Source organism: Pseudomonas rhizophila (assembly GCF_003033885.1).
GTDB lineage: Bacteria > Pseudomonadota > Gammaproteobacteria > Pseudomonadales > Pseudomonadaceae > Aquipseudomonas > Aquipseudomonas rhizophila.
The window spans coordinates 3,281,982-3,306,334 of record NZ_CP024081.1 but is presented as its reverse complement, the minus strand read 5'-3'; the positions used below and the strand labels follow the sequence as shown (position 1 = coordinate 3,306,334).

Here is a 24,353-nt window from a genome sequence, read left to right as displayed (position 1 = left end):
ACGGGGAATGCACATGGATAACTTCAACACCCTCGAACTGCTCAGCGACCCCCGCGGCTTTGCGACCTTGTGGCTCAGCCGTGAGCAGAAAAACAACGCGTTCAACGCCGAAATGATCCGCGAGCTGATCCTTGCCCTGGACCATGTCAGCAGTGATCCGAACCTGCGTTTTCTGCTGATCCGTGGTCGCGGTAAACACTTCAGCGCCGGTGCCGACCTGGCCTGGATGCAGCAGTCGGCCGAACTCGATTACCACACCAACCTGGACGACGCCCGGGAACTGGCGGAGCTGATGTACAACCTCGCCAAGTTGAAAATTCCTACCGTGGCGGTGGTCCAGGGCGCAGCGTTTGGCGGTGCGCTGGGGCTGATCAGCGCCTGCGACATGGCCATTGGCGCTGATCAAGCGCAGTTCTGTCTGTCGGAAGTACGCATTGGCCTGGCGCCGGCGGTGATCAGCCCGTTCGTGGTGCAAGCCATCGGAGAGCGGGCCGCGCGGCGTTACGCCCTGACCGCGGAACGCTTCGACGGACAACGGGCAAAAGAAATCGGTCTGCTGTCGGAAAGTTACCCGGCCGAAACACTGGACCAGCAGGTCGAACAATGGGTCGACAACCTGTTGCTCAACAGTCCGGCGGCCATGCGCGCCAGCAAGGAACTGTTGCGTGAAGTCGGCAACGGCGCCCTCACACCTGCATTGCGGCGCTACACCGAAAACGCCATCGCCCGCATCCGCGTCAGTGCGCAAGGCCAGGAAGGTTTACGAGCGTTCCTGCAAAAGCGCTCGCCCAGCTGGCAGGCCGAATCGAACAACAAGGAGCCGCGTTGATGAGCGTCCCCATCCTCACCACGTTGCTGGTGGCCAACCGTGGTGAAATCGCTTGTCGCGTGATGCGCACCGCCAAGGCCATGGGGCTGACCACAGTGGCCGTCCACAGCGCCACCGACCGCGATGCCCGTCACAGCCGTGAAGCCGATATCCGCGTTGACCTGGGCGGTAGCAAGGCCGCTGACAGCTATTTGCAAATCGACAAACTGATCGACGCGGCCAAGACCAGCGGCGCCCAGGCCATCCATCCCGGGTATGGTTTTCTTTCGGAAAATGCCGGGTTCGCCCGGGCCATCGAAAACGCCGGCTTGATCTTCCTCGGCCCGCCCGCCTCGGCCATTGATGCCATGGGCAGCAAGTCCGCCGCCAAAGCCCTCATGGAAACCGCCGGTGTGCCTCTGGTGCCCGGTTATCACGGCGAAGCCCAGGACCTGGAGACCTTCCGCGACGCCTGCGAACGCATTGGCTATCCGGTACTGCTCAAGGCCACTGCCGGTGGCGGCGGCAAAGGCATGAAAGTGGTCGAGGACGTCAGCCAACTGGCCGAAGCCCTGGCTTCGGCCCAGCGTGAAGCGCAATCGTCGTTTGGCGATTCGCGGATGCTGGTGGAAAAATATCTGCTCAAGCCACGGCACGTGGAAATCCAGATTTTTGCCGATCAGCACGGCAACTGTCTGTACCTCAATGAGCGTGATTGCTCGATCCAGCGTCGGCATCAGAAAGTGGTGGAAGAAGCCCCTGCCCCCGGCCTCACCCCACAACTGCGGCGTGCCATGGGTGAAGCCGCCGTGCGCTCGGCTCAAGCCATCGGTTATGTCGGTGCCGGTACCGTGGAGTTTTTGCTGGATGCACGCGGTGAGTTCTTCTTCATGGAGATGAACACGCGCCTGCAAGTCGAACACCCGGTCACCGAAGCCATTACCGGCCTCGATCTGGTGGCATGGCAGATTCGCGTGGCACGTGGCGAGCGGCTTCCCATGACACAGGAGCAAGTGCCACTGCGGGGCCACGCTATCGAAGTGCGCCTGTACGCCGAAGACCCGGCCAACGACTTCCTGCCGGCTACCGGGCGCCTGGCGTTGTATCGCGAGTCGAGTGCGGCACCGGGTCGTCGGGTCGACAGCGGCGTGGAGGAAGGCGATGAGATTTCACCGTTCTACGACCCGATGCTCGGCAAGCTGATTGCCTGGGGCGAGGATCGTGAACAGGCGCGGTTGCGGCTTTTGAGCATGCTCGATGAGTTTGCCATCGGCGGGCTGAAAACCAACATCGGATTTCTACGACGCATCGTGGCCCACCCCGCCTTTGCGGCGGCGGAGCTGGACACTGGATTTATCCCACGTTACCAGACGCAACTATTGCCAGAGCCCGGCGAATTGGATGACGACTTCTGGCTCGCGGCGGCCCATGGCTTCGCCTTGAGTCTGACGCCGCATGCACGGTCCGATGACGCCAACTCACCTTGGGCCAACACCGCCGGACTGCGTCTGGGGCTGCCAAGACAGACCACTGTGCACCTTAGCTGTGAGGGCCAGGATCGAGCATTGACCCTGGACGTCACGGCTGGTCGTACAGAATTCCGGGGTGAGCAACTGGTGACCGAGCACAATGGCCTGCGGCGCAGGCATCGCGCCATTCGCCAGGGCGACAGCCTGTATCTGCAATGGGAAGGTGACCTGCACCGAGTCGACGTGTACGACCCGCTGGCCGCCGCCGAAGCCAGCCACAGCCACCAAGGCGGCCTGACCGCCCCCATGAACGGCAGTATCGTTCGGGTGCTGGTGAGCGCCGGTCAGACGGTGGAAGCCGGGGCGCAACTGGTGGTATTGGAGGCGATGAAAATGGAGCACAGCATTCGCGCGCCCCAAGCCGGTGTGATCAAGGCACTGTATTGCCAGGAAGGTGAAATGGTCAGCGAGGGCTGCGCGTTGGTGGAGTTCGAAGAGTAAGTATCGGCCCGCTCCCACGGGCCGATCCAGTCAGAACCTGATGGTGGCCTGCACGACCACACCGATGATGCGGCATTGCTCGGTGTACAGGGTTTTCGGGTAGGTGGGATTGAGCGGGACCAGGTAACGCTGCCCGCTCTCTTCAATCAACTTGCGAAAGGTGGCGTCACTGCTGTCAGGCAATTGGGCAACCACCAGTTTGCCTGGCACCGCGTCAATGGCCGGGTCCACCAGGATCGACATACCCTCGGGAATGCTCAACCCGCTGGGTGACGTCATCGCATCTCCCACCACCACGAGCCAGAATGCGTCCCCCTGAGCGTGATAGTCCGTCAGCTCATAGCGCGCCTGGCTGTAGGACGCCAGATCGCCTTCGCGAATCCCGCCTACCTCGCTCCAATCACTTACCGGGTAGCGGAAGTACGGATTGTACTTCTGAGCCAGGGCCATGCCTTCCTCGGTGGAGGTGTCCGGCTCGCGGATCACCATCGCCACTTCCAGAAACTCCAGCCCCAGCTCCCGCAGGACCCGGTTCATGTCGTCGACACTGGGTTGCCGGCGCTTGGTCAGCCAATGGCCGACGCCGCCCTGGGACATTCCCAAACGTTCTGCGAGCACCACTTGCGTGATGCGCAGCTCCTTCATCTTGGCCTTGACCAACTCTATCCATTTATCCATGAGCGGCACGATACTTGGCTGGCTCCGACCATCAAAACACAAAATGTAGTATTTAAATTATCGTCACAATTACGATAGGTACTATTCTGGATTCAGGATTTCAGCCCCTACACGGAGAATCTAGACACCATGGACAGACTCAACAACGATGAGCCCACCCGCCCTTTCGACAGTACACTCACCTCGCTGAAGGACTGCCCGGCGGCCCAACGCGCTCTGGACTACTACTTGAAACCGGGTATGTCGGAAGCGCCTGCAGAACATCGCTTCTTCGACGTAAACCGCAACATCAGCGCAGAAGAGGCCTTGGTTCATGCTTGCGACCTGCTGCGCTGTGCGGCCGCCACCGCCCAGGAATCCGCCAGCCGACTACAAGGGTCGAGCCGCGACCTGGCTTTTTCAGTGGTGCATATGATTGATCTGGTCAAGGTGATGCTTGACCGGTCACTGGATGGCTACCCTACTCGCTAGGCGTAGCACTTGGGAATGGCACCGCGAATGCGGGACCAGGAAAATATTTTCCAATAGGCAGGATAAAAACATTTGACTTGCAAATGATAATGATTATTATTGCATCAGCTGGTCGCGAGATCAGTCGATAGGCCAGAAGACCTTAGGTCGGACTTCTGGAATATCTCCTCATCAGGCTAATCACGGTTTTTGACCCGGCTTTTTGCCGGGTCTTTTTTTGCCGATTTTTCGGCTTATGGCTTCAGGCTAATGAAGTCTTTTGGGTGTCGCTCATTCGATGGCGGCGATGATAGCAAATGAATATCCCTTTTCAAGCACTCCACGCCATACCGACGAAAACTATCGACAGGCAGCACTTGAGAATCAATCGCGGACTCACTAAGCTCCAATAGCGTCCAGGGAGGACGCCCCCTCTTTTCTGTCACGCAATCGTCCCGACATCCTCCTCCTTGCGTGTAAAGTAACGGTCATAAAATCCATCACAGGAATCGTGACCGTGGCTAAATCTTCCTTTGATATCAGCGCCAATTTCGACAGCGGCAACATCGAGATCGTCGACATCAGCAATCCTTTGCAATCACTGCTGAAGATCAGACCCGACACCCGTAGCGCCCACTTCCAGTGGTTCCACTTCAAGGCCAGTGGCTTGCATGTCGGCCAGGAATATTCCTTTCGTTTGCTCAATGCCAGTCAATCGTCCTACAACAAGGCATGGACGGGTTACCAGGCCGTTGCCTCTTATGATCACGTCAACTGGTTCCGTATTCCCACACAGTTCGAAGGCGACGCCCTGCGCTTTCACCTGGAAGCCGAACAGTCCCATGCCTGGTTTGCCTATTTCGAACCCTACAGCCGTGGTCGTCACGACTGGTTGATCGAGCAGGCTCTGCACAAGGCCGGGACCGAACTGCTGGCCGTCGGCAAAAGCGTGGAAGGCCGCGACATTCAACTACTGCGCAAGGGCAGCGGTGCCGAAGGTCGACGCAAAGTCTGGATCATCGCCCAGCAGCATCCCGGCGAGCACATGGCCGAGTGGTTCATGGAGGGCGTGATCGAACGCCTGCAGCATCAGGACGACACGCGCTTGAACCGACTGCTTGCCAAGGCCGATCTGTATCTGGTGCCCAACATGAATCCTGACGGTGCCTTCCACGGCCATCTGCGTACCAATGCCATGGGGCAGGATCTCAACCGCGCTTGGCAGAACGCCAGTCCGGAAATCAGTCCTGAGGTATTTTTCGTACAGCAGCAAATGGAAAAATACGGCGTAGATTTGTTCCTGGACGTTCACGGTGACGAGGAAATCCCTCACGTCTTCACTGCCGGTTGCGAAGGCAACCCCGGCTACACGCCACGCATTGCCGAACTCGAAGAGCGCTTTCGCAGCGATCTCAAGCACCAGACCAAAGACTTTCAGACCGCTCACGGCTACACCCGCGACGCACCGGGCCTGGCCAACATGACCCTGGCTTGTAACGCGGTCGGCCAGAAATACGACTGCCTGTCCCTGACCCTGGAGATGCCGTTCAAGGATCATGACGACCACCCGGATCCTCGCACCGGCTGGTCCGGCAAGCGTTCGATGCAATTGGGCAAGGATGTATTGAGCACCATAGCGGACATGGTCGACGAGCTGCGCTAACGCTCCATCATCCAACGCCCTCCCCGTGGTGGGCACTCGGTGGCGAGGGATTCATTCCCTCGCCACAAGTTATCGTTTGTCGACAGGTGGCGGGGACTTCAATCCCGTCCTCGCAACATACTGTCCAACACCTCATCCCGACGCACCCAACCATGAAACAGTGCCGCCGCCAGATGCACCAGCACGGTCAGGAACAATAGATAAGCCAGGTAGCCGTGGGCCTTGCGCAACAGTGCGAAAGTCTGGGCATCCGCCGGTACGATGGAAGGCAATTGCAGGGAGCTGCTGAGCATCACCGGGTCTCCCGCCGCTGAAATCATGCCCCAGCCCAACAGGGGCAGAATCAACATCAAGGCATACAACAGAGCATGGGACGCCTTGGCCGCCAACGCCTGCCAGCCTGGCAGATCGGCCGGCAATGGTGGTTGGCGTGTCGTAAAACGCACCACCAGGCGTACGATCACCAGCAGCAAAATCGCGATGCCCAAGGGTTTGTGCAACTGAAGCAGCCATTCATGGCGCTCGGACACCGAGGCCACCATGCCCGCGCCGATAAAGAGCATGGCAATGACCATCAATGCCATCAACCAGTGCAGCAGTCGAGCCAGCGGTGCGAAGTGTCGAGGGGCGCTCATGGGCGGGACTCCTGGTTGGCGGGCAATTGACTGACTTCGCTGGTGCGCCGCAAGTACGAACTGGCATACGCGGCAGAGCGCGCCGCCAAAAGCGGGTCATCTGAACCTTCGATGCCGCTCGGCAGAATCAGCGGGTCATAGTTGATGTCGCGGCATTCGCCGTCGTCCTGTGACTGGGTGCGCTCCAGCACCAGCGTACCGGCGTTGAGCACCGTTCGATCTTCGGGCCAGGCTTTGCTGGCATCGTTCACCGGATCGCCCGGATTGGCCAACGTGATATTCAGCTGCCAGCGCAACGGCCCCGCAGCCAGGCGCTTGACCAGATCCTGTTCCAGAAAGTCAGCGCCCTGGGGTGGCGTCACGTCCGTGCCATCCGAAGCCACTGGCACCACGCCCCACCGCACCGCCTGGCGTTGTCCCGCAGGATTGACCAGATAGAACGCATTGATGCCGTTGTAGGTTTCGGTGGCATAGCTGGCCGATGGCCTGGCCGTCTTGATCCATTGCAGGAACGGTTTGGCTTCCGGGTGCGCGGCAAAGAAGGCGGGTACGGCCGCAGGGTTGGGTTTGCCCGTGGCCGGATCCGGCGATTGTGCCTGTTGCAACTGATAGAACGCTTCGGGCGTGCCCACCGGAAACACCGGCATGCTGTTCATGCCGGTACGCCACTGCTGCCCGTTGGCTTGGGTGAAGCGCAGCGCCAGGCTGCGGATCGGCACGCTGTTGTCCGGCGCGTAGGGGTTGCCGCTGGGCAAGGCAAACCGCCCGACGACCGGCGTGCGCGCCTCCAGGAAGACTTGGGCACTGGAATAGGGGCGAGCCTCACCGCTGCTTTGGAAATAGCCCGCAACGCAAACCCCTTTGGAGTGATTGCGACGAAAGCCCGGGTGCACACCGTTGTTCTTTTCCAGCACGTTGACCAGCGCATTCGGTGTCAGGCGTTGTGGGTCAAGGGTTCCGTTGACGTAGGCAAATGTCCCGGCCAACGCGGCAACAATCACAGCAATGCCGGTCAGGCGCAGCGCCAGGCTGGCGGCACTCAACGGCGGCCGGCTCGGTTCAAAGGAAGGGTCAACCATGACGAAGCTCCAAGGCCCAAGGCCGTTTGTACTAAAGGACCCGTCAGACGAAAGCCAGAGGGTTTTATTCCCACACTTCGTATTTATTTTTCCCAGGCTGGAATAATCTCGTTCGCGAGTCGTCTTTCCACTCCCGGCGCAGTGACTGCCAAAGAAGCACAGCCATGAACGAACTCGACGAACAGTTGCGCACGCTCATCCCCCGACTACGGCGTTTTGCCGTGTCGTTGACGCGCAACCCCAGCAATGCTGACGACCTGGTGCAAGCGTGCCTGGAGCGGGCATTGTCAAAATGGAATGACAAACGGGCCGATGGTGACCTTCGGGCCTGGCTGTTTTCGATTCTTTATCGACAGTTTCTCGATAGCCATCGTCGTTCCCGACGCTATGCACGCATGCTGGAATTTTTCACCGGTCGCGATGATGCTCACCCTTCAGCCGAGCGCAGCGTGATCGCCCAATCGTCCCTCGAGGCTTTCGATCGACTGACGACCGAACAACGTGCGCTGTTGCTGTGGGTGTCGGTGGAAGGCTTGAGCTACCAACAAGTGGCCGACATCCTCGACGTGCCGACCGGCACCGTGATGTCGCGCCTATCCCGCGCCCGCCAGGCCCTGCGCCAACTCAGCGACGGCGAAATCACCCGCCCTGCCCTGCGGATACTCAAATGATCAGCATGCCCCCCAGCGACAACGACTTGCACGCCTTCGTCGATCGTCAACTGAGCGAAGCCGACCAGCGTCTGATGGAAAACTACTTGGCCAATCACCCGGAAGTCGCCGCCCGGGTCCAGGCCTGGCAACAGGACGCACAACACTTGCGCGCGGCTCTGAACGCAGGCCTGCAACACGCGCCTAATCCGGACCTCGACCCGACAGCGATCCGCCAACGCCTGAAACATCGGTTCCATCGCCATCTGGCCAGCGCGGCAGTGTTGGTGTTGGCCGTCAGTGTCGGCGGTTTGAGCGGCTGGAAGGCCCGGGAGATGACGCTCGTCAGCGCTATGCTGCCCATGAGCGACGCCTTGCAGGCGTATCGATTGTTTGCCCAGCAAGGCATCCTGCCGGCCGATTACCAAGGCGGCGATGAGAGCACCATGCAAGGCTGGCTCGACCGTTACTTCACGCGGGCCGACCGCCTGCCAGATCTGTCGGCGGCAGGATTCAAGCCGGTCAGCGGGCGATTGCTGAGCACCGAGCAAGGCGCGGCGGCGATGGTGGTTTATCAGGACCCGAGCGGCCAGAAGATCAGCTTCTACGTGCGTCCACCAGGCCCGAAAAATTTCCTGCTACCGCGCGGCAGCCGTCGTGACGGCGAGTTGCAAGCCGAGTATTGGTCCGGACCGGGATACAACTATGCGATGGTCATACCCAGTGATACGCCAGCGGCGCAAAAGCTCAAGCAAACCCTGAATTTCTGAGCGCTGCAGCCCGCTCCCACAGAGGTCGGGGATGCCCGTGAAATTCAACCCTGCCCAAACACCTGCGAAGGTCTGCGCAGCAGCGGGTCGAACGGGTTGACTCGCGGTCCGATCAGGGCGGCCTCGCGCTTGAGCATTTCCACCACCGTCGGCAGCCGGTCGGGCCCCAGTCGATCACTCACGGTCGCCACGCTCAACGCCGCCACGGCGCGGCCCTCCCGGTCCAGGATTGGCACAGCCACCCCGGCCATGCCTTGCAACACCCCGGTGTTGCGTCCGGCGTAACCCAGCGCACGCACGCTCTCCACTTCCGTGCGCAGGAAGACTTCATCGTACAAATGAAAATCCTTGAGCCGTGGCAGGTTGTACTGGATCACCGTGTCGCGCTCTTCTTCCGGCAGGAATGCCAGGATCGCCAGGCTGCCCTGCCCCACGCCCAACGCCACGCGACCGCCTATGTCGCCGGTGAATGTGCGGATCGGGAAAGGACCTTCACTGCGGTCCAGACAGATCGCATCGAAACCACTGCGCGCCAGCAGAAACAACGAATCCCCCAGGGACGCCGACAGCCGCAGCATGGCAGGGCGCGTCAACTCACGCAGGTTGCCGGTGTTCCCGGCACGCGCGGCCAAGGCAAAAAAGTCCAGGCTCAGGCGATAGCGTTTGCTGCGCGCATCCTGCTCGACCATGCCCTCGTCCATCAGGCTGCGCAGCATGCGATGTGTGGTGGGTTGAGACAGACCGATGCGCTGAGCCAGTTGCGTGACCCGCTCCCCGCCCTCGACGGTGTCACCCAGGCTGCGCAACACGGCAAACAGTCGAGAGACCGCGCCGACCCCGACTTCGTTTTTTTCGATATTCCGATCAGTGGAATCAGACATGAAGTTTCTCGCTGGTTAAATTTACTGACTGAAGGAAAATGAAAATAGTCATCGTCTCAGTGAAATAGTCCATTGAGCCCATCCTATTCTTCGTCCTACTCTGCGTCCATACAGGGGCGATTCGAACAACAGCGGCAGCCGACTTGACGTCGAGCGCCAACGCACCCCGCAGCATCCCTTCGTATCTGCCCATACAAAAAAGCGCGCCTTGTGGCGACGCATAACAATCTCAGGTGGAGCGCAATCATGGCTTTTGTGCAACTTGAAGGACTTGGCAAACGTTACGGCGCCATCGATGCCGTGGTGGACACCCATCTCTCGGTGGAAAAAGGCGAATTCGTCTCGCTGCTGGGCCCCTCCGGCTGCGGCAAAACCACCACTTTGCAAATGATCGCCGGCTTCGTCGAAGTCAGCAGTGGGCGCATCCTGCTGGACGGTCGCGATATCACCCATGCCAAGCCCGCCAGTCGGGGCCTGGGCGTCGTGTTCCAAAGCTATGCGCTGTTCCCCCACATGACCGTCAAGGACAACGTCGCTTTCGGCCTGCGCATGCGCAAAGTGCCCGGCGCCGAGCTGCAACAACGGGTGGATCGGGTGCTGAAGCTGGTGCGTCTGGACCAGCACGCCGAGCGCTACCCGCGGGAACTCTCGGGCGGCCAGCGCCAGCGCGTGGCACTGGCCCGGGCGCTGGTGATCGAACCACCAGTGCTGCTGCTCGACGAACCGCTGTCCAATCTCGACGCCAACCTGCGCGAGGAGATGCAGTACGAAATCCGCCGCATTCAGCGGGAAGTCGGCATCACCACATTGATGGTGACCCACGACCAATCCGAAGCACTGTCCATCAGTGACCGAGTCGTGGTGATGCAGGCCGGGCGAATCACTCAGATCGACGCGCCGTACACCCTCTACGAACACCCGCGCACCGAGTTCATTTCCGGCTTCGTCGGCAAAGCCAACCTGCTGCCCGGCGAGCGCGACGGCCAGGGCAATGTTCAAGCTTGCAGCCAGGGCCACGGCCCACTGGTCTTGAGCCTGCGTCCAGAGAAAATCGATCTGTGCCAAGCCGGCTCGGGTCGGTTGCAAGGCGTCATCGTCAGCCGCTTCTTTCTCGGCAGCCAATGGCTGTACGGCGTCTCGACCAACCTGGGCGAGCTCAGCGTGGTGCGCCGCAACGACGGCTGCGCGCCGATGACCGAAGGCACGGCGGTAGGTCTTGACTGGGATCCGGCGCTGCTGCGGGTGCTGAGCGTGGACGAGGTGCCGGCATGAAGCTGATCGATGGAATGCGCCGGGGAAGGCAAGGCTATCTGATGTCCGCGCCCGCCCTGGCCTGGTACCTGGGTCTGCTGGTCATTCCCTTGGGGCTGACGTTGGTGCTGTCGTTCAATGTCTTCGACTACGGCACGGGCATCGACGGGGACGCCTACACCCTCGACCACTACGCCAGCCTGCTGAGCGACCCGTACTATTACGAGATTTTCTTGCGCACATTCTGGATCAGCGCACTCACCACTATTTTGTGCGTGCTGATCGGCGTGCCCGAGGCTTATATCCTCAGCCGCATGGGCGCGCCGTGGCGCTCGATCTTCCTCATTCTGATTCTCACGCCGCTGCTGATTTCGGTGGTGGTGCGGGCCTTCGGCTGGAGCCTGCTGCTGGGTGCCGACGGGCTGGTCAACCAGACGCTGCAAGCCTTCGGCGGCTCACCGATGAAGCTGCTCTATACGCCGTTTGCCGTGGTCATCGCCCTGGTGCATGTGATGCTGCCATTCATGATCATCCCGGTCTGGACCTCGCTGCAAAAGCTCGATCCGGCCGCCGAACAGGCCGCGCTGTCCTTGGGCGCGAGCCAGTTGACGGTGATGCGCAAGGTCGTGCTGCCGCAGATCATGCCCGGCGTCTTGTCCGGCACCCTCATCGTGTTCGGCCTCGCCGCCAGTTCCTTCGCCATTCCCGGCCTGCTCGGTGGGCGCCGCCTGAAAATGGTCGCCACGCTGATCTACGACCAGTACCTGTCGGAGCTGAACTGGCCGATGGGCGCGGCCATTGCCGTCGCGCTGCTGCTGCTCAACCTGCTGATCATGCTGTCGTGGAACCGCATGATCGAAGGCCGCTACAAGAAGTCATTGGGGTAACTCGTCATGTCCAGGAACGGTCCTTTCGCCCTGTTGTTTCATGCCCTGGTGGTGGTGTTCATGATGGCGCCGCTGGTGGTGGTCTGTCTTGTTGCTTTCACCCCGGAAAATACCCTGAGCCTGCCGACCACGGCGTTTTCCCTGCGCTGGTTCCGTGCGGTGTTCGAACGCGCCGACTTTATCGATGCGTTCTACAACAGCCTGATCCTGGCATTCAGTGCGGCGTCGTTGGCGACGTTGATCGCGGTGCCGGCGGCGCTGGCGATCACACGGCTCGAATTCCCTGGCCGGGATTTTTTCAATGGCCTGTTCCTGTCGCCGATCATCATTCCACACCTGGTACTGGGTGTGGCGTTGCTGCGGCTGTTTGCGCTGATGGGCGTGAACGGCAGCTTCACCTGGCTGATCTTCGCCCATGTGCTGGTGATTACACCGTATGTACTGCGTCTGGTGCTGGCCTCGGCCATCGGCCTGGACCGCAGCGCCGAGCAGGCCGCGCAATCGCTAGGGGCCGGGCGCTTCACGCTGTTTCGGCAAATCACCTTGCCGATGATCCTGCCCGGGGTAGCAGGAGGCTGGTTGCTGGCGTTCATCAACAGCTTCGACGAGGTAACCTTGTCGATATTCGTCACTTCACCGGCCACGCAAACCCTGCCGGTGCGCATGTATGTCTACGCCACCGAATCCATCGACCCGATGATGGCGGCGGTGTCGGCGCTGGTCATCGCGCTCACGGCGCTGACCATGATTCTGCTCGACCGGGTCTATGGCCTGGATCGGGTTCTGGTGGGCAAACAATGAGGGCACCATGGCTCTGTTGAAACGACTGGCCGAAGGCGACCGCCCGGCATTGGACTTTATCCTCGACGGCAAACCGGCCATCGGTCTGCTGGGCGATACCCTGCTTACCGCTGTGCTGACCTGCAGTGAACACTTGCGCGGCAGCGACTTCAGCGCCGAGCCCCGGGCCGGTTTCTGCCTGATGGGCGCCTGCCAGGATTGCTGGGTCCGCTTGGGCGACGGCCGTCGCGTGCGCGCCTGCTCGACGCTACTTGAAGCCGGCCAGCAGATCACCCGCGAACCGGGGCGCCAGCCATGAACAATGCCGTCTGGAATGGCCCCATCGCGAACAGACTCGCTGCCACAGGGGACTTGCAGCAAGCATCACCACCGTCCCCCTGTGGCAGCGAACCTGCTCGCGATGGCGGCGGCGATAGCAGCATAAATCCCACAGCATCGCCTGCGAGGTGGCTATGAAACCGGTAGTCATCATCGGGGCCGGGCCGGCGGGTATCCGCGCCGCCCAGACCTTGGTCGCCCACGGCGTATACCCCGTCCTGCTGGATGAAGCCGCACGCGGTGGCGGACAGATCTATCGGCAACAACCGGCCAACTTCAAGCGCTCGCCGGCCAAGCTGTATGGCTTTGAGGCGCACAAAGCCAGCGCCCTGCACCAAACCTTCGACGCGTTGCGCGAACAGCTCGATTACCGGCCAGACACACTGGTGTGGAACGCCGAGTCGGGCCTGCTGGATACCTTGCATGAAGGCCGCGCCGCGCGCCTGGAGTACGCCAGCGTGATCGTCGCAACGGGCGCCACTGACCGAATCCTTCCCGCTCCGGGATGGACTCTGCCAGGTGTGTACAGCCTGGGCGCGGCGCAGATCGCCCTGAAGTTCCAGGGTTGCGCCATCGGCGAACGGGTGGTGTTCGCCGGCAGCGGCCCTTTGCTTTATCTGGTGGCTTATCAATACGCCAAGGCCGGCGCCAAGGTGGTCGCGGTACTCGACAGCTCGCCCTTGAGCGCCCAGGCCCGCGCCCTGCCCGGCCTGCTGGCTCAACCGGCCACACTGGCCAAGGGGCTCTACTATCGCGCCTGGCTGAGCAGCCACGGCATCGCTGTGCATCAGGGTGCGAGCCTGTCGCGTATCGACGGAGAACGACGCGTCCAGTCATTGCAGTGGCGCAATGCAAAAGGCTTGCAATCGCTCGACTGCGACGCGGTGGCCTTCGCCCACGGCTTGCGCAGCGAAACCCAACTGGCTGACCTGCTGGGCTGCGAATTTTCCTGGAGCCCCCTAAACCGTGCCTGGCTGCCGCAGCGTGACCCTGCCGGTCGCAGCAGCGTGCCGGGGATCTACCTGGCAGGCGACGGGGCCGGAATCATGGGTGCCGACGCCGCGGAAATCGCCGGCGAACGTGCGGCCCTGGCCTTGCTCGAAGACCTCGGCTACCTGGTCGACCCGCAGCGTTGCGCCCAACTGGAACAATCCCTGAAACGCATCGGCCGTTTCCGACAGGGCCTGGAGCACGCCTTTGTCTTTCCCACGGATTGGGCCGCCCACGCCGCTGACGACCTGATGATCTGCCGCTGCGAAGAAGTCAGCGCAGGCGAGATCCGCCAGGTAGTGGGTGAAGGCCATTGGGAAATCAACCGGGTCAAGGCCCATTGCCGGGTCGGCATGGGGCGTTGCCAAGGGAGAATGTGCGGCGCGGCAGCGGCGGAAATCATTGCCAGCGAGAGCGGGCGTCCGGTCGGCGAAATCGGCCGGATGCGGGCACAGGCACCGGTCAAACCCGTACCGTTTGGCCTGGAGGTCGAGCCATGATCGAAGTGGATGTCGTGATCATTGGCGGCGGTATCGTCGGGGCCTCGGCCGCGCTGTTCCTGAGCAAGGCCGGACGCCGGGTGGCATTGCTGGAGCGAGACTTCTGCGGTTCGCACTCCAGCGGCGTCAACTACGGCGGCGTGCGGCGCCAGGGTCGACCGTTGTCACAACTGCCGTTGTCGCAACGGGCCCATGAAATCTGGAGCCAGTTGCCGCAGTTGATCGGCATCGACGGGGAGTACCAGCGCAGCGGTCACCTGAAATTGGCCCGCAGCCCCGACGACTTGCGAGCCCTGCACGACTATGCCGCCAACAGCCAGGGCTTCGGCCTTGATCTGCAACTGCTGGACCGTGACCAGTTGCGCGCCCGCTTCCCATGGGTCGGTGCAGTTGCAGTCGGAGCATCCCTCTGCCCGGACGACGGCCACGCCAATCCGCGACTGGTGTCCCCGGCATTTGCCCAGGCGGCCCGCAGGCATGGCGCACAGGTCTTTGAACAATGCGCAGTCAGCCATGTGCAGCATGACGGTCAGCACTTTAGTGTGCGTACCGAAACGGGCCTGGTGCTTCAGGCCCCCTGGCTGCTGAACTGCGCGGGCGCCTGGGCGAGCCATTTTGCCGCGCAATTTGGCGAAGCGGTGCCGATGCACGCCGGGCATCCAGCGATGCTGGTCACTGAGCCATTACCCTTGGTGATGGATGCCAGCACTGGCGTGGAGGGCGGCGGTATCTACGCCCGCCAGGTCGCCCGTGGCAATTGCGTGCTGGGGGGCGGCCAAGGTTTCGCCCTGGACAATGCCCGCGCCCGCCCCGGCCAGAACGCAGTGATCGACATCCTGCGCCAAGCCGTCGAGCTCTACCCTTTTTTGAAAGGTGCCCAGGCGATTCGCACCTGGAGCGGCACCGAAGGTTACCTGCCCGATCGCCAACCGGTGATCAGTCACAGCAGCACCCAACCCGGCCTGTTGCATGCGTTCGGCTTTGCCGGCGCAGGTTTTCAGATCGGTCCCGCGGTGGGCCAGGCGCTCACCGAGATCATCTGCTGCGGCGCGTCAAAAACGTCGCTGGATGCGTTTTCAATCACCCGGTTTCACTCCATCTCCGTTGCTTGATAGAGGAAGGTCGCGCCAATGAATAACGTCAAACGCAGTGCACTGTTCGGTTTCTGCTCGCTGGGTTTCTCCTGCCTGGGCGCCCTGCTCCCCGTCAGCCAGGCGATGGCCGAGCCGACGCTTTATCTGGGCATGAACGGTGGGACCATGGAGCGGCTTTACGCCGACAAGGTCTTGCCGGCCTTCGAAAAAGCCAACAACGTCAAAGTGGTGATCGTGCCCGGCACCTCCGCCGACATCCTGGCGAAAGTCCAGGCCAGTAAAGGCAACCCGCAAATGCACGTGATGTTCCTCGACGACGGCATCATGTACCGCGCCATCGCCATGGGGCTGTGCGACAAGCTCGAAGACAGCCCACCCCTGGCCCAGATTCCGGCCAAGGGCCGCATCAAGGATCAAGCCGTGGCCGTCAGCCTCGGTGTTACGGGACTTGCCTACAACACACGGTTGTTCAAGGAAAATGGCTGGAGTGCGCCCACCTCCTGGATGGACATGGCCGATCCACGCTTCAAGGACAAACTGGTGTTCCAGTCCCTGGCTTCCTCGACCTTCGGCCTGCACGGTTTTCTGATGTTCAACCGGATCCAGGGCGGCAGCGAAACTGACGTCGAACCGGGCTTCAAGGCCTGGCCAAACACCGTCGGACGCAACGTGCTGGAATACATCCCCAGCTCAGCGAAGATCTCCGAAATGCTGCAAACCGACGAAGCCGCGCTGTTCCCGTTGACGCCGACCCAAGTGACCGCGCTCAAACTCAAGGGCATGCCGGTCGAGTACGCGCAACCCAAAGAAGGCGCGGTGGTGCTCAATGTCGCTGAGTGCGCCATTGCCCAGAACACCCAGCCTGAATTGGCGCAAAAGCTCGCCGCCTTCCTGCTGACGCCCGAAGCCCAGGCCATCGCCCTGGAAGAAGGCGACCAGATCCCGTCCAACCCCACCACACCGACCACTGACAAAACCCGCGGCCAGGTAGAGGCAATGAAGCAGTACCTGGAAACGGCGATTGCAGTGGATTGGGACCAGGTCAACGAGCAACGCCCGGCCTGGAACGCACGATGGAACCGCAGCGTCGAGCGCTAGACACCTTCGACGCTGGCGAGGGGGCCTTGTGGGGGCAAGTCTTGCTCCCACAGATAAAACCTTCGCCACAGGGTGTTGTGTTGAACTGATTATTGGTTAACTGTGCGGCTTCGGGCTTGATGCCCGCCCCTTGATCAGCAGCGAACCTCTCATGCACACCCTCGCTCAACTGCGCGCCGGCCAGCTGTCGGGCATCAAACGGCTGGATCTGTCCTGCGGCCTGACACAGTTCCCCCGGGAAATCTTCGACCTGGCCGACTCGCTCGAAGTCCTCAATCTCAGCGGCAACCAGTTGACTGCGCTGCCCGATGATCTGCATCGGTTGCCCCACCTGCGGGTGTTGTTCTGCTCGGACAACCACTTCATTGAATTGCCCGAATGCCTGGGCCGCTGCGCGGCATTGACCATGGTCGGTTTCAAGGCTAACCGCATCGAACGCGTGCCCGGCACTGCCCTGCCGCCACTATTGCGTTGGCTGATCCTGACGGACAACCGCATCAGTCAGTTGCCGCAAGAGCTCGGCCAACGCCCGCACTTGCAAAAGCTCATGCTGGCCGGCAACCGATTACAGCAGTTGCCCACGAGCCTGGGGCAGTGCCATCGTCTCGAACTGCTGCGCATCGCCGCCAACCAATTGACCGAGCTGCCGCAATGGTTGCTCGAGTTGCCAAGCCTGAGCTGGCTGGCCTATGCCGGCAACCCGCTGGAAACCCAGGCCAACGCCGACCTCCTGGCGAGGACGACGCCCATCGACTGGTCGCAACTGAACGTGCATCAACAATTAGGCGAAGGCGCTTCGGGGGTGATTCATCAGGCGCTATGGCAACCACCGGGTCAGGTCGCGCGACACGTCGCGCTCAAACTGTACAAAGGCCAGATGACCAGCGACGGCTCGCCATTGCATGAAATGCACGCCTGCATCACCGCAGGTCGTCATCCGAACCTTATCGACGTGCTGGGCCAGATCAACGGGCACCCCGAGCAACAGGCCGGACTGGTGATGGACCTGATCGCGCCCAGCTACCGCAACCTGGCGGGGCTGCCGAGCCTGGAGTCCTGCACCCGCGACGTGTATGCCGACGCACTGCGTTTAAGCGCTCCCGTGGCCTTGCGCATCGCCCTGGGCATCGCCTCGGTGGCGGCGCACCTGCACCGCCAGGGCATTACCCACGGTGATTTGTACGGGCACAATATTTTGTGCAATGACCAGGGCGACTGTCTGTTGGGCGACTTTGGCGCGGCGTCGTTCCATGCCACTGCCGACACGGTGCAAACCCGTGCGTTACAACGCATCGAAGTGCGGGCGTTCGGGATTTTGCTGGGGGAACTGCTGGCGCGGATCGAACCGGGGCTCAGTGCTGAGGAACTGGCAACGTTGCAGGATCTGCAGGCGCGCTGCTGTCAGCCGCAGGTGCTGGGGCGGCCGGGGTTTGAGGAGATTGAAGGCTTACTGCGCGACTGTGGCGAAGGAGCTTGCTCCCTCGCCACAGGGGGTTGTGGTGCTTAACCGGCCAACCCGACAAACATGTCCTGCACGTCGTCGTGATTGTCCAGGCCCTCAAGGAACGCCTCGACTTCGGCCATCTGCTCGTCCGTCAGGCCACTGACGGGGTTTTTCGGCTGGTAGCCGAGCTTGGCGGACAGCACAGTGAAACCTTGCTCCGGCAGCGCCTTCTGCACCGCATCCAGGTCGGAAGGATCAGTGAGGAACAGCGTCGCGCCGTCTTCGCCCGGTTCGAAATCCTGGGCGCCGGCCTCGATGGCGGCCATTTCCGGATCAGCGTCGGGGCTGTCCGGGGCGGCTTCGATCATGCCGACATGGTTGAAGTCCCACGCGACCGAACCCGAGGCGCCCAGTTGGCCCTTGCGAAACGCAACGCGAATCTCGGCGACGGTACGGTTGATGTTATCGGTCACGCATTCGACGATCAGCGGCACCTGATGCGGTGCGAAGCCTTCGTAGGTCACACGATGGTACTGCACGGTTTCGCCGAGCTGGCCGGAGCCTTTCTTGATCGCGCGCTCCAGGGTCTCGCGGGGCATCGAGGCCTTTTTCGCCTGCTCGACCACCAGTCGCAGATGCGCATTGGTGGCAGTGTCAGCGCCGTTGCGCGCGGCAATGGTGATTTCCTTCACCAGCTTGCCGAAGATCTTGCCCTTGGCGTTGGCAGCCGCTTCTTTGTGTTTAACCTTCCACTGTGCGCCCATTACTCACTCTCTTGTCTGTCGCGCCGAGACATCTGCTGGCCGGCGCTGTGGCGCAAGTTTATACGGCCTAAACCGGCTGATCGACCAAAAAATCACCGCCGATGAATCAACATTTCCCCGACGTGCTGTAGGGAGTTTCTGAAATGGCGATTTGGGGCCCCCTTTCCTCCTGCGGTTTCGTACTCTCGTGAACTTATCTTCCCAGCCAGTAAGAACCGCGATGCGCAACGAATCGGAAAGTCCTTTCAGCCTGACCCTCACGCAAAGCGATTTGCGCCTGCAAGTCCTGAGGTTTAACGGTCGCGAAGCGCTTAATCAGCCATACCGTTTCGACCTTGAATTGATCGGGCTGTCGCCGCCGATCAATCCCGACACGTTGCTGGACCAGCCTGCCTTCCTGCGCCTCGATGGCGAATGCGGTGTGCATGGCGTTGTGCACAGCGTCGGCGTGACGAGCCATGCCCCACAGCGCATCGGCTATCGCTTGACGCTGGTGCCGTACCTCCAGCGCCTGGAACAGGGCCCACGGCGACGGGTGTTCTACCGGCTTAGCGCTGTGCAGATCCTGCATCGACTGCTGGAAGACAATGCGCTGCCGGCCCACAGCTACCGCTTTGAACTGCCCCATGGGCAGTACCCGTGCCGCCCGTTCTGTATCCAGTACGAGGAGAGCGATCTGGAGTTGCTGCACCGGTTGTGTGAAGAAGAAGGCATTCATTACCAATTCGAACACACCGTTCATGGCCATGTCCTGGTGTTCGCCGAAGACCCGAAAAGTTTTCCCGCCCGTCCGATCGAACTGAACCTGCGCCCTGATCCCGGCCAGCAACCAGCCATCAGGCAGGTGTACCAGCGACACTGCGCAATGACCCATGGCCTGCCGGCCGGCTTCAGTGATCGCGACACAAGCCAAGCCGGGGACAGCGCGGCCAATCACGCCTTCGAAGGTGAAAATCACGAGACGATACGCAGCAGTCCGACGTTGGCTCATCGCTACCAGGCCGGCCGCCGCAGACTTGAGCGGCTGCGCTGTCGACAGCGGGAAATCCAGGGCCAGAGCCACCAGCCCTTCCTGCGCAGCGGCCATATCGTGCAGATCAGTGAACACCCGGAGTCCACTTTCAACGACCAGTGGCTGATCACCGATATCCAGCATCGCGGGCGGCAATTTTCCATCCTTGAAACCAACCTGTCGCCCATACCGGCGACCCGCGATTACCGTAACCGGTTTTCGGCCATCCCATGGTCCACCGTATTCAGGCCTGCCCTCAAGCATCCAAGACCCTGCATCCCCGGCTATCACCTCGCGTACGTACTCGACCCTGGCGATCAGCCGACACGCCCCGATCAACGCGGCCGTGTCACGGTCAGCCTGTGGACCCCGGATAACGAAGGCATCACGCTGCCGGTGTCACGCCTGACGCTGAATGAACGGCCCGTCCTGAGGATCGGCAGCGTAGTGCTGGTGAGCTTTCTCGATGGTGACCCCGACCGACCGGTGCTGTGCCTGGGGGTAGGCGATGTCGGCGGTGGGCAGCCCGCCATACAAACGAAACCGGTGCAGGGTCAAAATGACACAAGGCTGCTATTGGACTGGCTCCTGAATCCGCCAGACCTGACACCCTGACCTCCTTGCGTGACCAGGGCGCTTACTCCCGCGCAGCGGCGCAACAGCCGCCATCCTGTGAATGCATTGATCGGGGTTGTCCATACTGGCGAAACTGATCTGGCTCAAGCGAACCCGAAAAAACGGGCTTACAGTAGGAGCACTACGCCGCATAAGACGGTGCTCTACCTGATGACTGGAGATACCTGCATGCCCTGGAAAAGCTCGGAAAACCGCTACAGTACCGTCACGGTCTCCCTGCATTGGCTGATGCTGATTCTACTGGCCGTGGTTTATGCCTGCATCGAACTGCGAGGGATATTCCCCAAAGGCAGTGACGGCCGGACCCTGATCAAAGAAGCTCACTTCATGCTCGGCCTGACCGTGTTTGTGCTGGTCTGGCTACGCCTGTTCGCCCGCAGCATGGGGAAGGCTCCAGCCATCTTTCCCGCCTCGCCTGCCTGGCAGACCTTCCTTGCCCACCTGATGCACTGGGCGTTGTACCTGTTCATGATCGCCATGCCATTGCTGGGGTGGCTGATCACCAGTGCCGAAGGGCATCAGGTGATGTTCTATGGTTTCGATTTGCCACTGCTGATCGATCAGGACAAAGACTTTGCCAAACAACTGGAGGGCTGGCATGAGTTGGGAGGCACCATCGGCTACTGGCTGATTGGCCTGCATGCCCTGGCGGGGCTGTACCACCACTACATCGTGCGCGATAACACCCTGCTGCGGATGATGCCCAAACGCGGCTGACGCTGGTTATTCAAACCCTCGGCGGCCTTGCAAGCCGCCGGTGTGAACGAAAATCAAGCGGGTGCCACGGGCAAACTGTCCGGCCTCGACCCGCGCCTTGAGCAGCATCAACGCCTTGCCGGTATACAGCGGCTCCAGTTCGATGGCGCCAGTGGCGTGGATGAAGGCGACGAGTTCGGCGTCGACCCGGGCGAAGCCGCCACGGCTGCCGTCGAACAACTCATAACGCGGGTTGCAGAGACCTGCTTGCCCCACGATGCTTTCGACCTGCTGCGCCACGCCGTGATCCGCAGGCACAGCCAACACGCCGTAGACCGGGTGCTCCCCCGCTTCAGCCAACACCAGCCCCGCCAGGGAGGTCCCGGTACCGCAGGCCAGCCACCAGCCGTGATAATCCACCCAGCCCAACGCCGCCAATTGTTCACGCGCCCCGGCCACCCAATCCATGCAACCCTGCGCGCCGGACAACCCTGAACCGCCCTCAGGCACCGGATGCAGCTGCGGGTATTGCGCCTGCCAGGGTTGCCAGAAGTCCGCGGCGTGCCGCCCTCGGTATCCGCCATAACCCAGCCAGTGCAGATCCATGTCGAACGCTTTGAGGTCAAGGACCGTCGGCGTTTCCTGGGGATTGCCGCGCAGCAGCCCGACCGTTGGGAACCCGAAGCGCTTGCCAGCCGTCGCCAGCGCATGCAGATGGTTGGAATAGACACCGCCCAGGCTCATGATCCCCTTGGCACCGGCCTCATGGGCAGCGCGCACATGGTGAACCAGCTTGAACCACTTGTTGCCGCTGATCAGGGGGTCAATCTGGTCCAGACGCAGCACCGCCACTTCAACTCCGGCACGGGCGAGCCAGTCCAGATGAAGGAGTTCCAGGCGGGGTTGGGGGTGCCAGTCGAGGCAGGAAAGCAACATTGCAGCAGGCCGAATCGGGACGAGCCGCAAGTTTAACAGCTAGGTCGCGGATGACCTCAGTGCCTGTGTTCATTGCAACCCCTTGTGGGAGCGAGCCTGCTCGCGATGGCGGTGGGTCAGTAAACACTCATGCAACTGACTCATCGCTATCGCGAGCAGGCTCGCTCCCACAGTGGATCCAGGCGCCCACAGATTCGGTGTCTTACAACTGCGCCGCCAATCGCGAACCCTGATTGATCGCCCGCTTGGCATCCAGTTCTGCCGCTACGTCGGCACCGCCAATGAGGTGGACGGTTTGCCCTGCGGCTTCCAGGCCTTGCTGCAACTCACGCAACGGATCCTGGCCGGCGCAGATCACGATGTTATCCACGGCCAGCACCTGCGGCTCGCCGGTTTCACCGATGCGGATGTGCAAGCCTTCGTCATCGATTTTCAGGTACTCGACGCTGTTGAGCATCTGCACCTGCTTGTTCTTCAGGCCCGTGCGGTGAATCCAGCCGGTGGTCTTGCCCAGGCCGTCGCCCACCTTGGATTTCTTGCGCTGCAACAGGAATACTTGCCGCGCCGGGGCATGGGGCTCGGCTTTGATACCCGCCACACCGCCGCGCGCCTGGAGCAGGGTATCGATCCCCCATTCTTTCCAGAACGCTTCACGGTCCTGGCTGGTGGCAACCCCTTGGTGGACCAGGAACTCCGACACGTCGAAGCCGATACCGCCGGCCCCGATCACCGCGACGCTGCGGCCCACTGGCTTGCGCTCCAGAATCACATCCAGGTAGCTGAGGACCTTGGCATGCTCCACCCCGGGAATCGCCGGCACTCGCGGTGCGATACCGGTGGCCAGGATGATCTCGTCAAAACCGCCCGCGACCAATTGCGCGACATCCACCCGCGTGTTGAGGCACAGCTCGACGTGGCTGGTCTGCAACTTGCGCTTGAAATAACGCAGGGTTTCGAAGAACTCTTCCTTGCCCGGCACCCGCTTGGCGATATTGAACTGGCCACCAATTTCGCTGGCCGAATCGAACAGCGTCACCTGATGACCCCGTTCGGCCGCCACGGTAGCAGCGGACAAACCGGCCGGACCGGCACCGACCACAGCGATTTTTTTCACCTCGGTGACCGGCAAGTAATTGAGCTCGGTTTCATGGCACGCCCGCGGGTTCACCAGGCAACTGGTGAGCTTGCCGCCAAAGGTATGGTCCAGACAGGCCTGGTTACAGCCGATGCAGGTATTGATTTCATCCGCGCGCCCGGCGGCAGCCTTGTTGACGAACTCCGGATCGGCCAGGAAAGGCCGCGCCATGGACACCATATCGGCGTCGCCTTCGGCCAGGATCTGCTCGGCCACTTCCGGGGTGTTGATGCGGTTGGTGGTGATCAGCGGAATACTCACTGAGCCGCGCAGTTTGGCTGTGACCTTGCTGAACGCCGCCCGCGGAACCTTGGTGGCGATGGTAGGAATCCGCGCCTCGTGCCAGCCGATACCGGTGTTGATGATCGTCGCCCCGGCCTGCTCGATGGCTTTGGCCAACTGAACGATTTCATCCCAACTGCTGCCACCTTCCACCAGGTCGAGCATCGACAGGCGAAAGATAATGATGAAGTTGGGGCCGACCGCCTCACGCACCCGACGCACGATTTCCACCGGCAGGCGCATGCGGTTTTCATAGCTGCCGCCCCAGCGATCGGTGCGGTGGTTGGTATGGGCCGCCAGGAACTGGTTAATGAAATAACCTTCCGAGCCCATGATCTCGACACCGTCGTACTCGGCTTTCTGGGCCAGGACCGAACAGGTGACAAAATCACTGATCTGCTTTTCGATGCCCTCTTCGTCCAGCTCCTTGGGCTTGAACGGGTTGATCGGTGCCTGGATCGCGCTCGGCGCCACCTGCTTGGGGCTGTAGGCATAGCGCCCGGCGTGGAGAATCTGCATGCAGATCTTGCCGCCGGCCTCATGTACGGCACGGGTCACAATCTGGTGCTTGAGGGCTTCTTCCTCGGTGGTCAGCTTGGCCGCGCCGGAGTAAACGCCGCCCTCGTCATTCGGCCCGATTCCGCCGGTGACCATCAGCCCCACGCCGCCACGAGCGCGCTCGGCAAAATACGCCGCCATGCGCTCGAAACCACCGGGCTTTTCTTCAAGACCCGTGTGCATCGACCCCATCAGGGTGCGATTGCGCAACGTGGTAAAACCCAGGTCCAGCGGGGCCAGCAGGTGCGGGTAATGAGGGGTGGTCATCGATAACTCCACAACGGGCGATCACGGAAAAAATGCGGAGGCTCTGCGGCTTCCATCAGTCATGCCAGACAGCCTAAGAGCGGGAAGCTGCGTGCTCAAT

General features: G+C 61.5%; 23 protein-coding genes. 16 read left to right on the top strand and 7 right to left on the bottom strand.

What is annotated here, in order from left to right:
- Window positions 1-13: 13 nt before the first annotated feature.
- Together CRX69_RS15415 and CRX69_RS15410 are read left to right on the top strand one after the other, a co-directional pair.
- Window positions 14-829, top strand: a complete 816-nt coding sequence (locus CRX69_RS15415) for a gamma-carboxygeranoyl-CoA hydratase (protein ID WP_047228470.1) — start codon at window positions 14-16, stop codon at window positions 827-829.
- Window positions 829-2,778: an acetyl/propionyl/methylcrotonyl-CoA carboxylase subunit alpha gene (locus CRX69_RS15410; RefSeq protein WP_047228471.1), complete on the top strand. Its 1,950-nt coding sequence runs from the start codon at window positions 829-831 to the stop codon at window positions 2,776-2,778. The genes CRX69_RS15415 and CRX69_RS15410 overlap by 1 nt, the downstream gene beginning before the upstream one ends.
- Window positions 2,779-2,808: 30 nt before the next feature.
- On the opposite strand, the gene CRX69_RS15405 is transcribed toward CRX69_RS15410, so the two are convergent.
- Window positions 2,809-3,456 carry a LexA family protein gene (locus CRX69_RS15405; RefSeq protein WP_107322285.1) on the bottom strand — a complete coding sequence of 216 codons (648 nt, stop codon included), beginning with the start codon at window positions 3,454-3,456 and terminating at the stop codon, window positions 2,809-2,811.
- Between the two features lie 129 nt (window positions 3,457-3,585).
- On the opposite strand from CRX69_RS15405, the gene CRX69_RS15400 reads away from it, so the two are divergent.
- Entirely contained in the window at window positions 3,586-3,927 is a 342-nt protein-coding gene (locus CRX69_RS15400) for a DUF6124 family protein (protein WP_047228473.1), read from the top strand.
- 490 nt (window positions 3,928-4,417) lie between these two features.
- Entirely contained in the window at window positions 4,418-5,569 is a 1,152-nt protein-coding gene (locus tag CRX69_RS15395) for a M14 family metallopeptidase (protein ID WP_047228474.1), read from the top strand.
- A gap of 98 nt (window positions 5,570-5,667) precedes the next feature.
- Here the strand turns inward: CRX69_RS15395 and CRX69_RS15390 are convergent, their stop codons facing one another.
- Entirely contained in the window at window positions 5,668-6,204 is a 537-nt protein-coding gene (locus tag CRX69_RS15390) for a cytochrome b (RefSeq protein ID WP_047228475.1), read from the bottom strand.
- The gene (locus tag CRX69_RS15385) at window positions 6,201-7,283 is read right to left on the bottom strand and encodes a catalase family peroxidase (protein ID WP_047228476.1); all 1,083 of its coding nucleotides are present in this window, start codon (window positions 7,281-7,283) and stop codon (window positions 6,201-6,203) included. The genes CRX69_RS15390 and CRX69_RS15385 overlap by 4 nt, the downstream gene beginning before the upstream one ends.
- 164 nt (window positions 7,284-7,447) lie before the next feature.
- Here CRX69_RS15385 and CRX69_RS15380 point away from each other — a divergent pair, with 164 nt between their 5' ends.
- Both CRX69_RS15380 and CRX69_RS15375 read left to right on the top strand, forming a co-directional pair.
- Window positions 7,448-7,954 carry a sigma-70 family RNA polymerase sigma factor gene (locus CRX69_RS15380; RefSeq protein ID WP_047228477.1) on the top strand — a complete coding sequence of 169 codons (507 nt, stop codon included), beginning with the start codon at window positions 7,448-7,450 and terminating at the stop codon, window positions 7,952-7,954.
- Window positions 7,951-8,703 carry an anti-sigma factor family protein gene (locus CRX69_RS15375; RefSeq protein ID WP_047228478.1) on the top strand — a complete coding sequence of 251 codons (753 nt, stop codon included), beginning with the start codon at window positions 7,951-7,953 and terminating at the stop codon, window positions 8,701-8,703. Before CRX69_RS15380 ends, CRX69_RS15375 begins: the two co-directional genes overlap by 4 nt.
- Before the next feature lie 44 nt (window positions 8,704-8,747).
- Here CRX69_RS15375 and CRX69_RS15370 read toward each other — a convergent pair whose 3' ends face one another.
- Window positions 8,748-9,584, bottom strand: a complete 837-nt coding sequence (locus CRX69_RS15370) for an IclR family transcriptional regulator (protein WP_107322284.1) — start codon at window positions 9,582-9,584, stop codon at window positions 8,748-8,750.
- A gap of 246 nt (window positions 9,585-9,830) precedes the next feature.
- On the opposite strand from CRX69_RS15370, the gene CRX69_RS15360 reads away from it, so the two are divergent.
- From CRX69_RS15360 to CRX69_RS15325, 8 genes are all read left to right on the top strand, one after another.
- Window positions 9,831-10,856: an ABC transporter ATP-binding protein gene (locus CRX69_RS15360; RefSeq protein ID WP_107322282.1), complete on the top strand. Its 1,026-nt coding sequence runs from the start codon at window positions 9,831-9,833 to the stop codon at window positions 10,854-10,856.
- The gene (locus CRX69_RS15355) at window positions 10,853-11,722 is read left to right on the top strand and encodes an ABC transporter permease (RefSeq protein WP_107322281.1); all 870 of its coding nucleotides are present in this window, start codon (window positions 10,853-10,855) and stop codon (window positions 11,720-11,722) included. The genes CRX69_RS15360 and CRX69_RS15355 overlap by 4 nt, the downstream gene beginning before the upstream one ends.
- A gap of 6 nt (window positions 11,723-11,728) precedes the next feature.
- The gene (locus CRX69_RS15350) at window positions 11,729-12,523 is read left to right on the top strand and encodes an ABC transporter permease (protein ID WP_047228482.1); all 795 of its coding nucleotides are present in this window, start codon (window positions 11,729-11,731) and stop codon (window positions 12,521-12,523) included.
- Window positions 12,524-12,530: 7 nt separating this feature from the next.
- Window positions 12,531-12,821, top strand: a complete 291-nt coding sequence (locus CRX69_RS15345; protein WP_047228483.1) for a (2Fe-2S)-binding protein — start codon at window positions 12,531-12,533, stop codon at window positions 12,819-12,821.
- Window positions 12,822-12,975: 154 nt separating this feature from the next.
- Window positions 12,976-14,331 (top strand): FAD/NAD(P)-dependent oxidoreductase, encoded by a 1,356-nt coding sequence (locus tag CRX69_RS15340; RefSeq protein WP_047228484.1) that lies wholly within the window; start codon window positions 12,976-12,978, stop codon window positions 14,329-14,331.
- Complete coding sequence (locus CRX69_RS15335; RefSeq protein ID WP_107322280.1) at window positions 14,328-15,443, top strand: NAD(P)/FAD-dependent oxidoreductase; 1,116 nt, start codon at window positions 14,328-14,330, stop codon at window positions 15,441-15,443. Before CRX69_RS15340 ends, CRX69_RS15335 begins: the two co-directional genes overlap by 4 nt.
- An 18-nt stretch (window positions 15,444-15,461) precedes the next feature.
- Window positions 15,462-16,523, top strand: coding sequence for an ABC transporter substrate-binding protein (locus CRX69_RS15330; protein ID WP_076383975.1), 1,062 nt, complete (start codon window positions 15,462-15,464; stop codon window positions 16,521-16,523).
- Between the two features lie 151 nt (window positions 16,524-16,674).
- Complete coding sequence (locus CRX69_RS15325; protein WP_107323263.1) at window positions 16,675-18,030, top strand: leucine-rich repeat-containing protein kinase family protein; 1,356 nt, start codon at window positions 16,675-16,677, stop codon at window positions 18,028-18,030.
- Here the strand turns inward: CRX69_RS15325 and CRX69_RS15320 are convergent.
- The gene (locus CRX69_RS15320) at window positions 18,027-18,731 is read right to left on the bottom strand and encodes a YebC/PmpR family DNA-binding transcriptional regulator (RefSeq protein WP_047228487.1); all 705 of its coding nucleotides are present in this window, start codon (window positions 18,729-18,731) and stop codon (window positions 18,027-18,029) included. The genes CRX69_RS15325 and CRX69_RS15320 overlap by 4 nt on opposite strands.
- Before the next feature lie 220 nt (window positions 18,732-18,951).
- Between CRX69_RS15320 and CRX69_RS15315 the strand changes: the two genes are divergently transcribed.
- Window positions 18,952-20,358 carry a type VI secretion system Vgr family protein gene (locus CRX69_RS15315; protein ID WP_107322279.1) on the top strand — a complete coding sequence of 469 codons (1,407 nt, stop codon included), beginning with the start codon at window positions 18,952-18,954 and terminating at the stop codon, window positions 20,356-20,358.
- Window positions 20,359-20,547: 189 nt separating this feature from the next.
- Window positions 20,548-21,096: a cytochrome b gene (locus tag CRX69_RS15310; RefSeq protein ID WP_107322278.1), complete on the top strand. Its 549-nt coding sequence runs from the start codon at window positions 20,548-20,550 to the stop codon at window positions 21,094-21,096.
- 6 nt (window positions 21,097-21,102) lie between these two features.
- Here CRX69_RS15310 and CRX69_RS15305 read toward each other — a convergent pair whose 3' ends face one another.
- Window positions 21,103-22,011: a 1-aminocyclopropane-1-carboxylate deaminase/D-cysteine desulfhydrase gene (locus CRX69_RS15305; protein WP_047228490.1), complete on the bottom strand. Its 909-nt coding sequence runs from the start codon at window positions 22,009-22,011 to the stop codon at window positions 21,103-21,105.
- A gap of 202 nt (window positions 22,012-22,213) precedes the next feature.
- Window positions 22,214-24,253 (bottom strand): oxidoreductase, encoded by a 2,040-nt coding sequence (locus tag CRX69_RS15300; protein WP_107322277.1) that lies wholly within the window; start codon window positions 24,251-24,253, stop codon window positions 22,214-22,216.
- Between the last annotated feature and the right edge of the window lie 100 nt (window positions 24,254-24,353).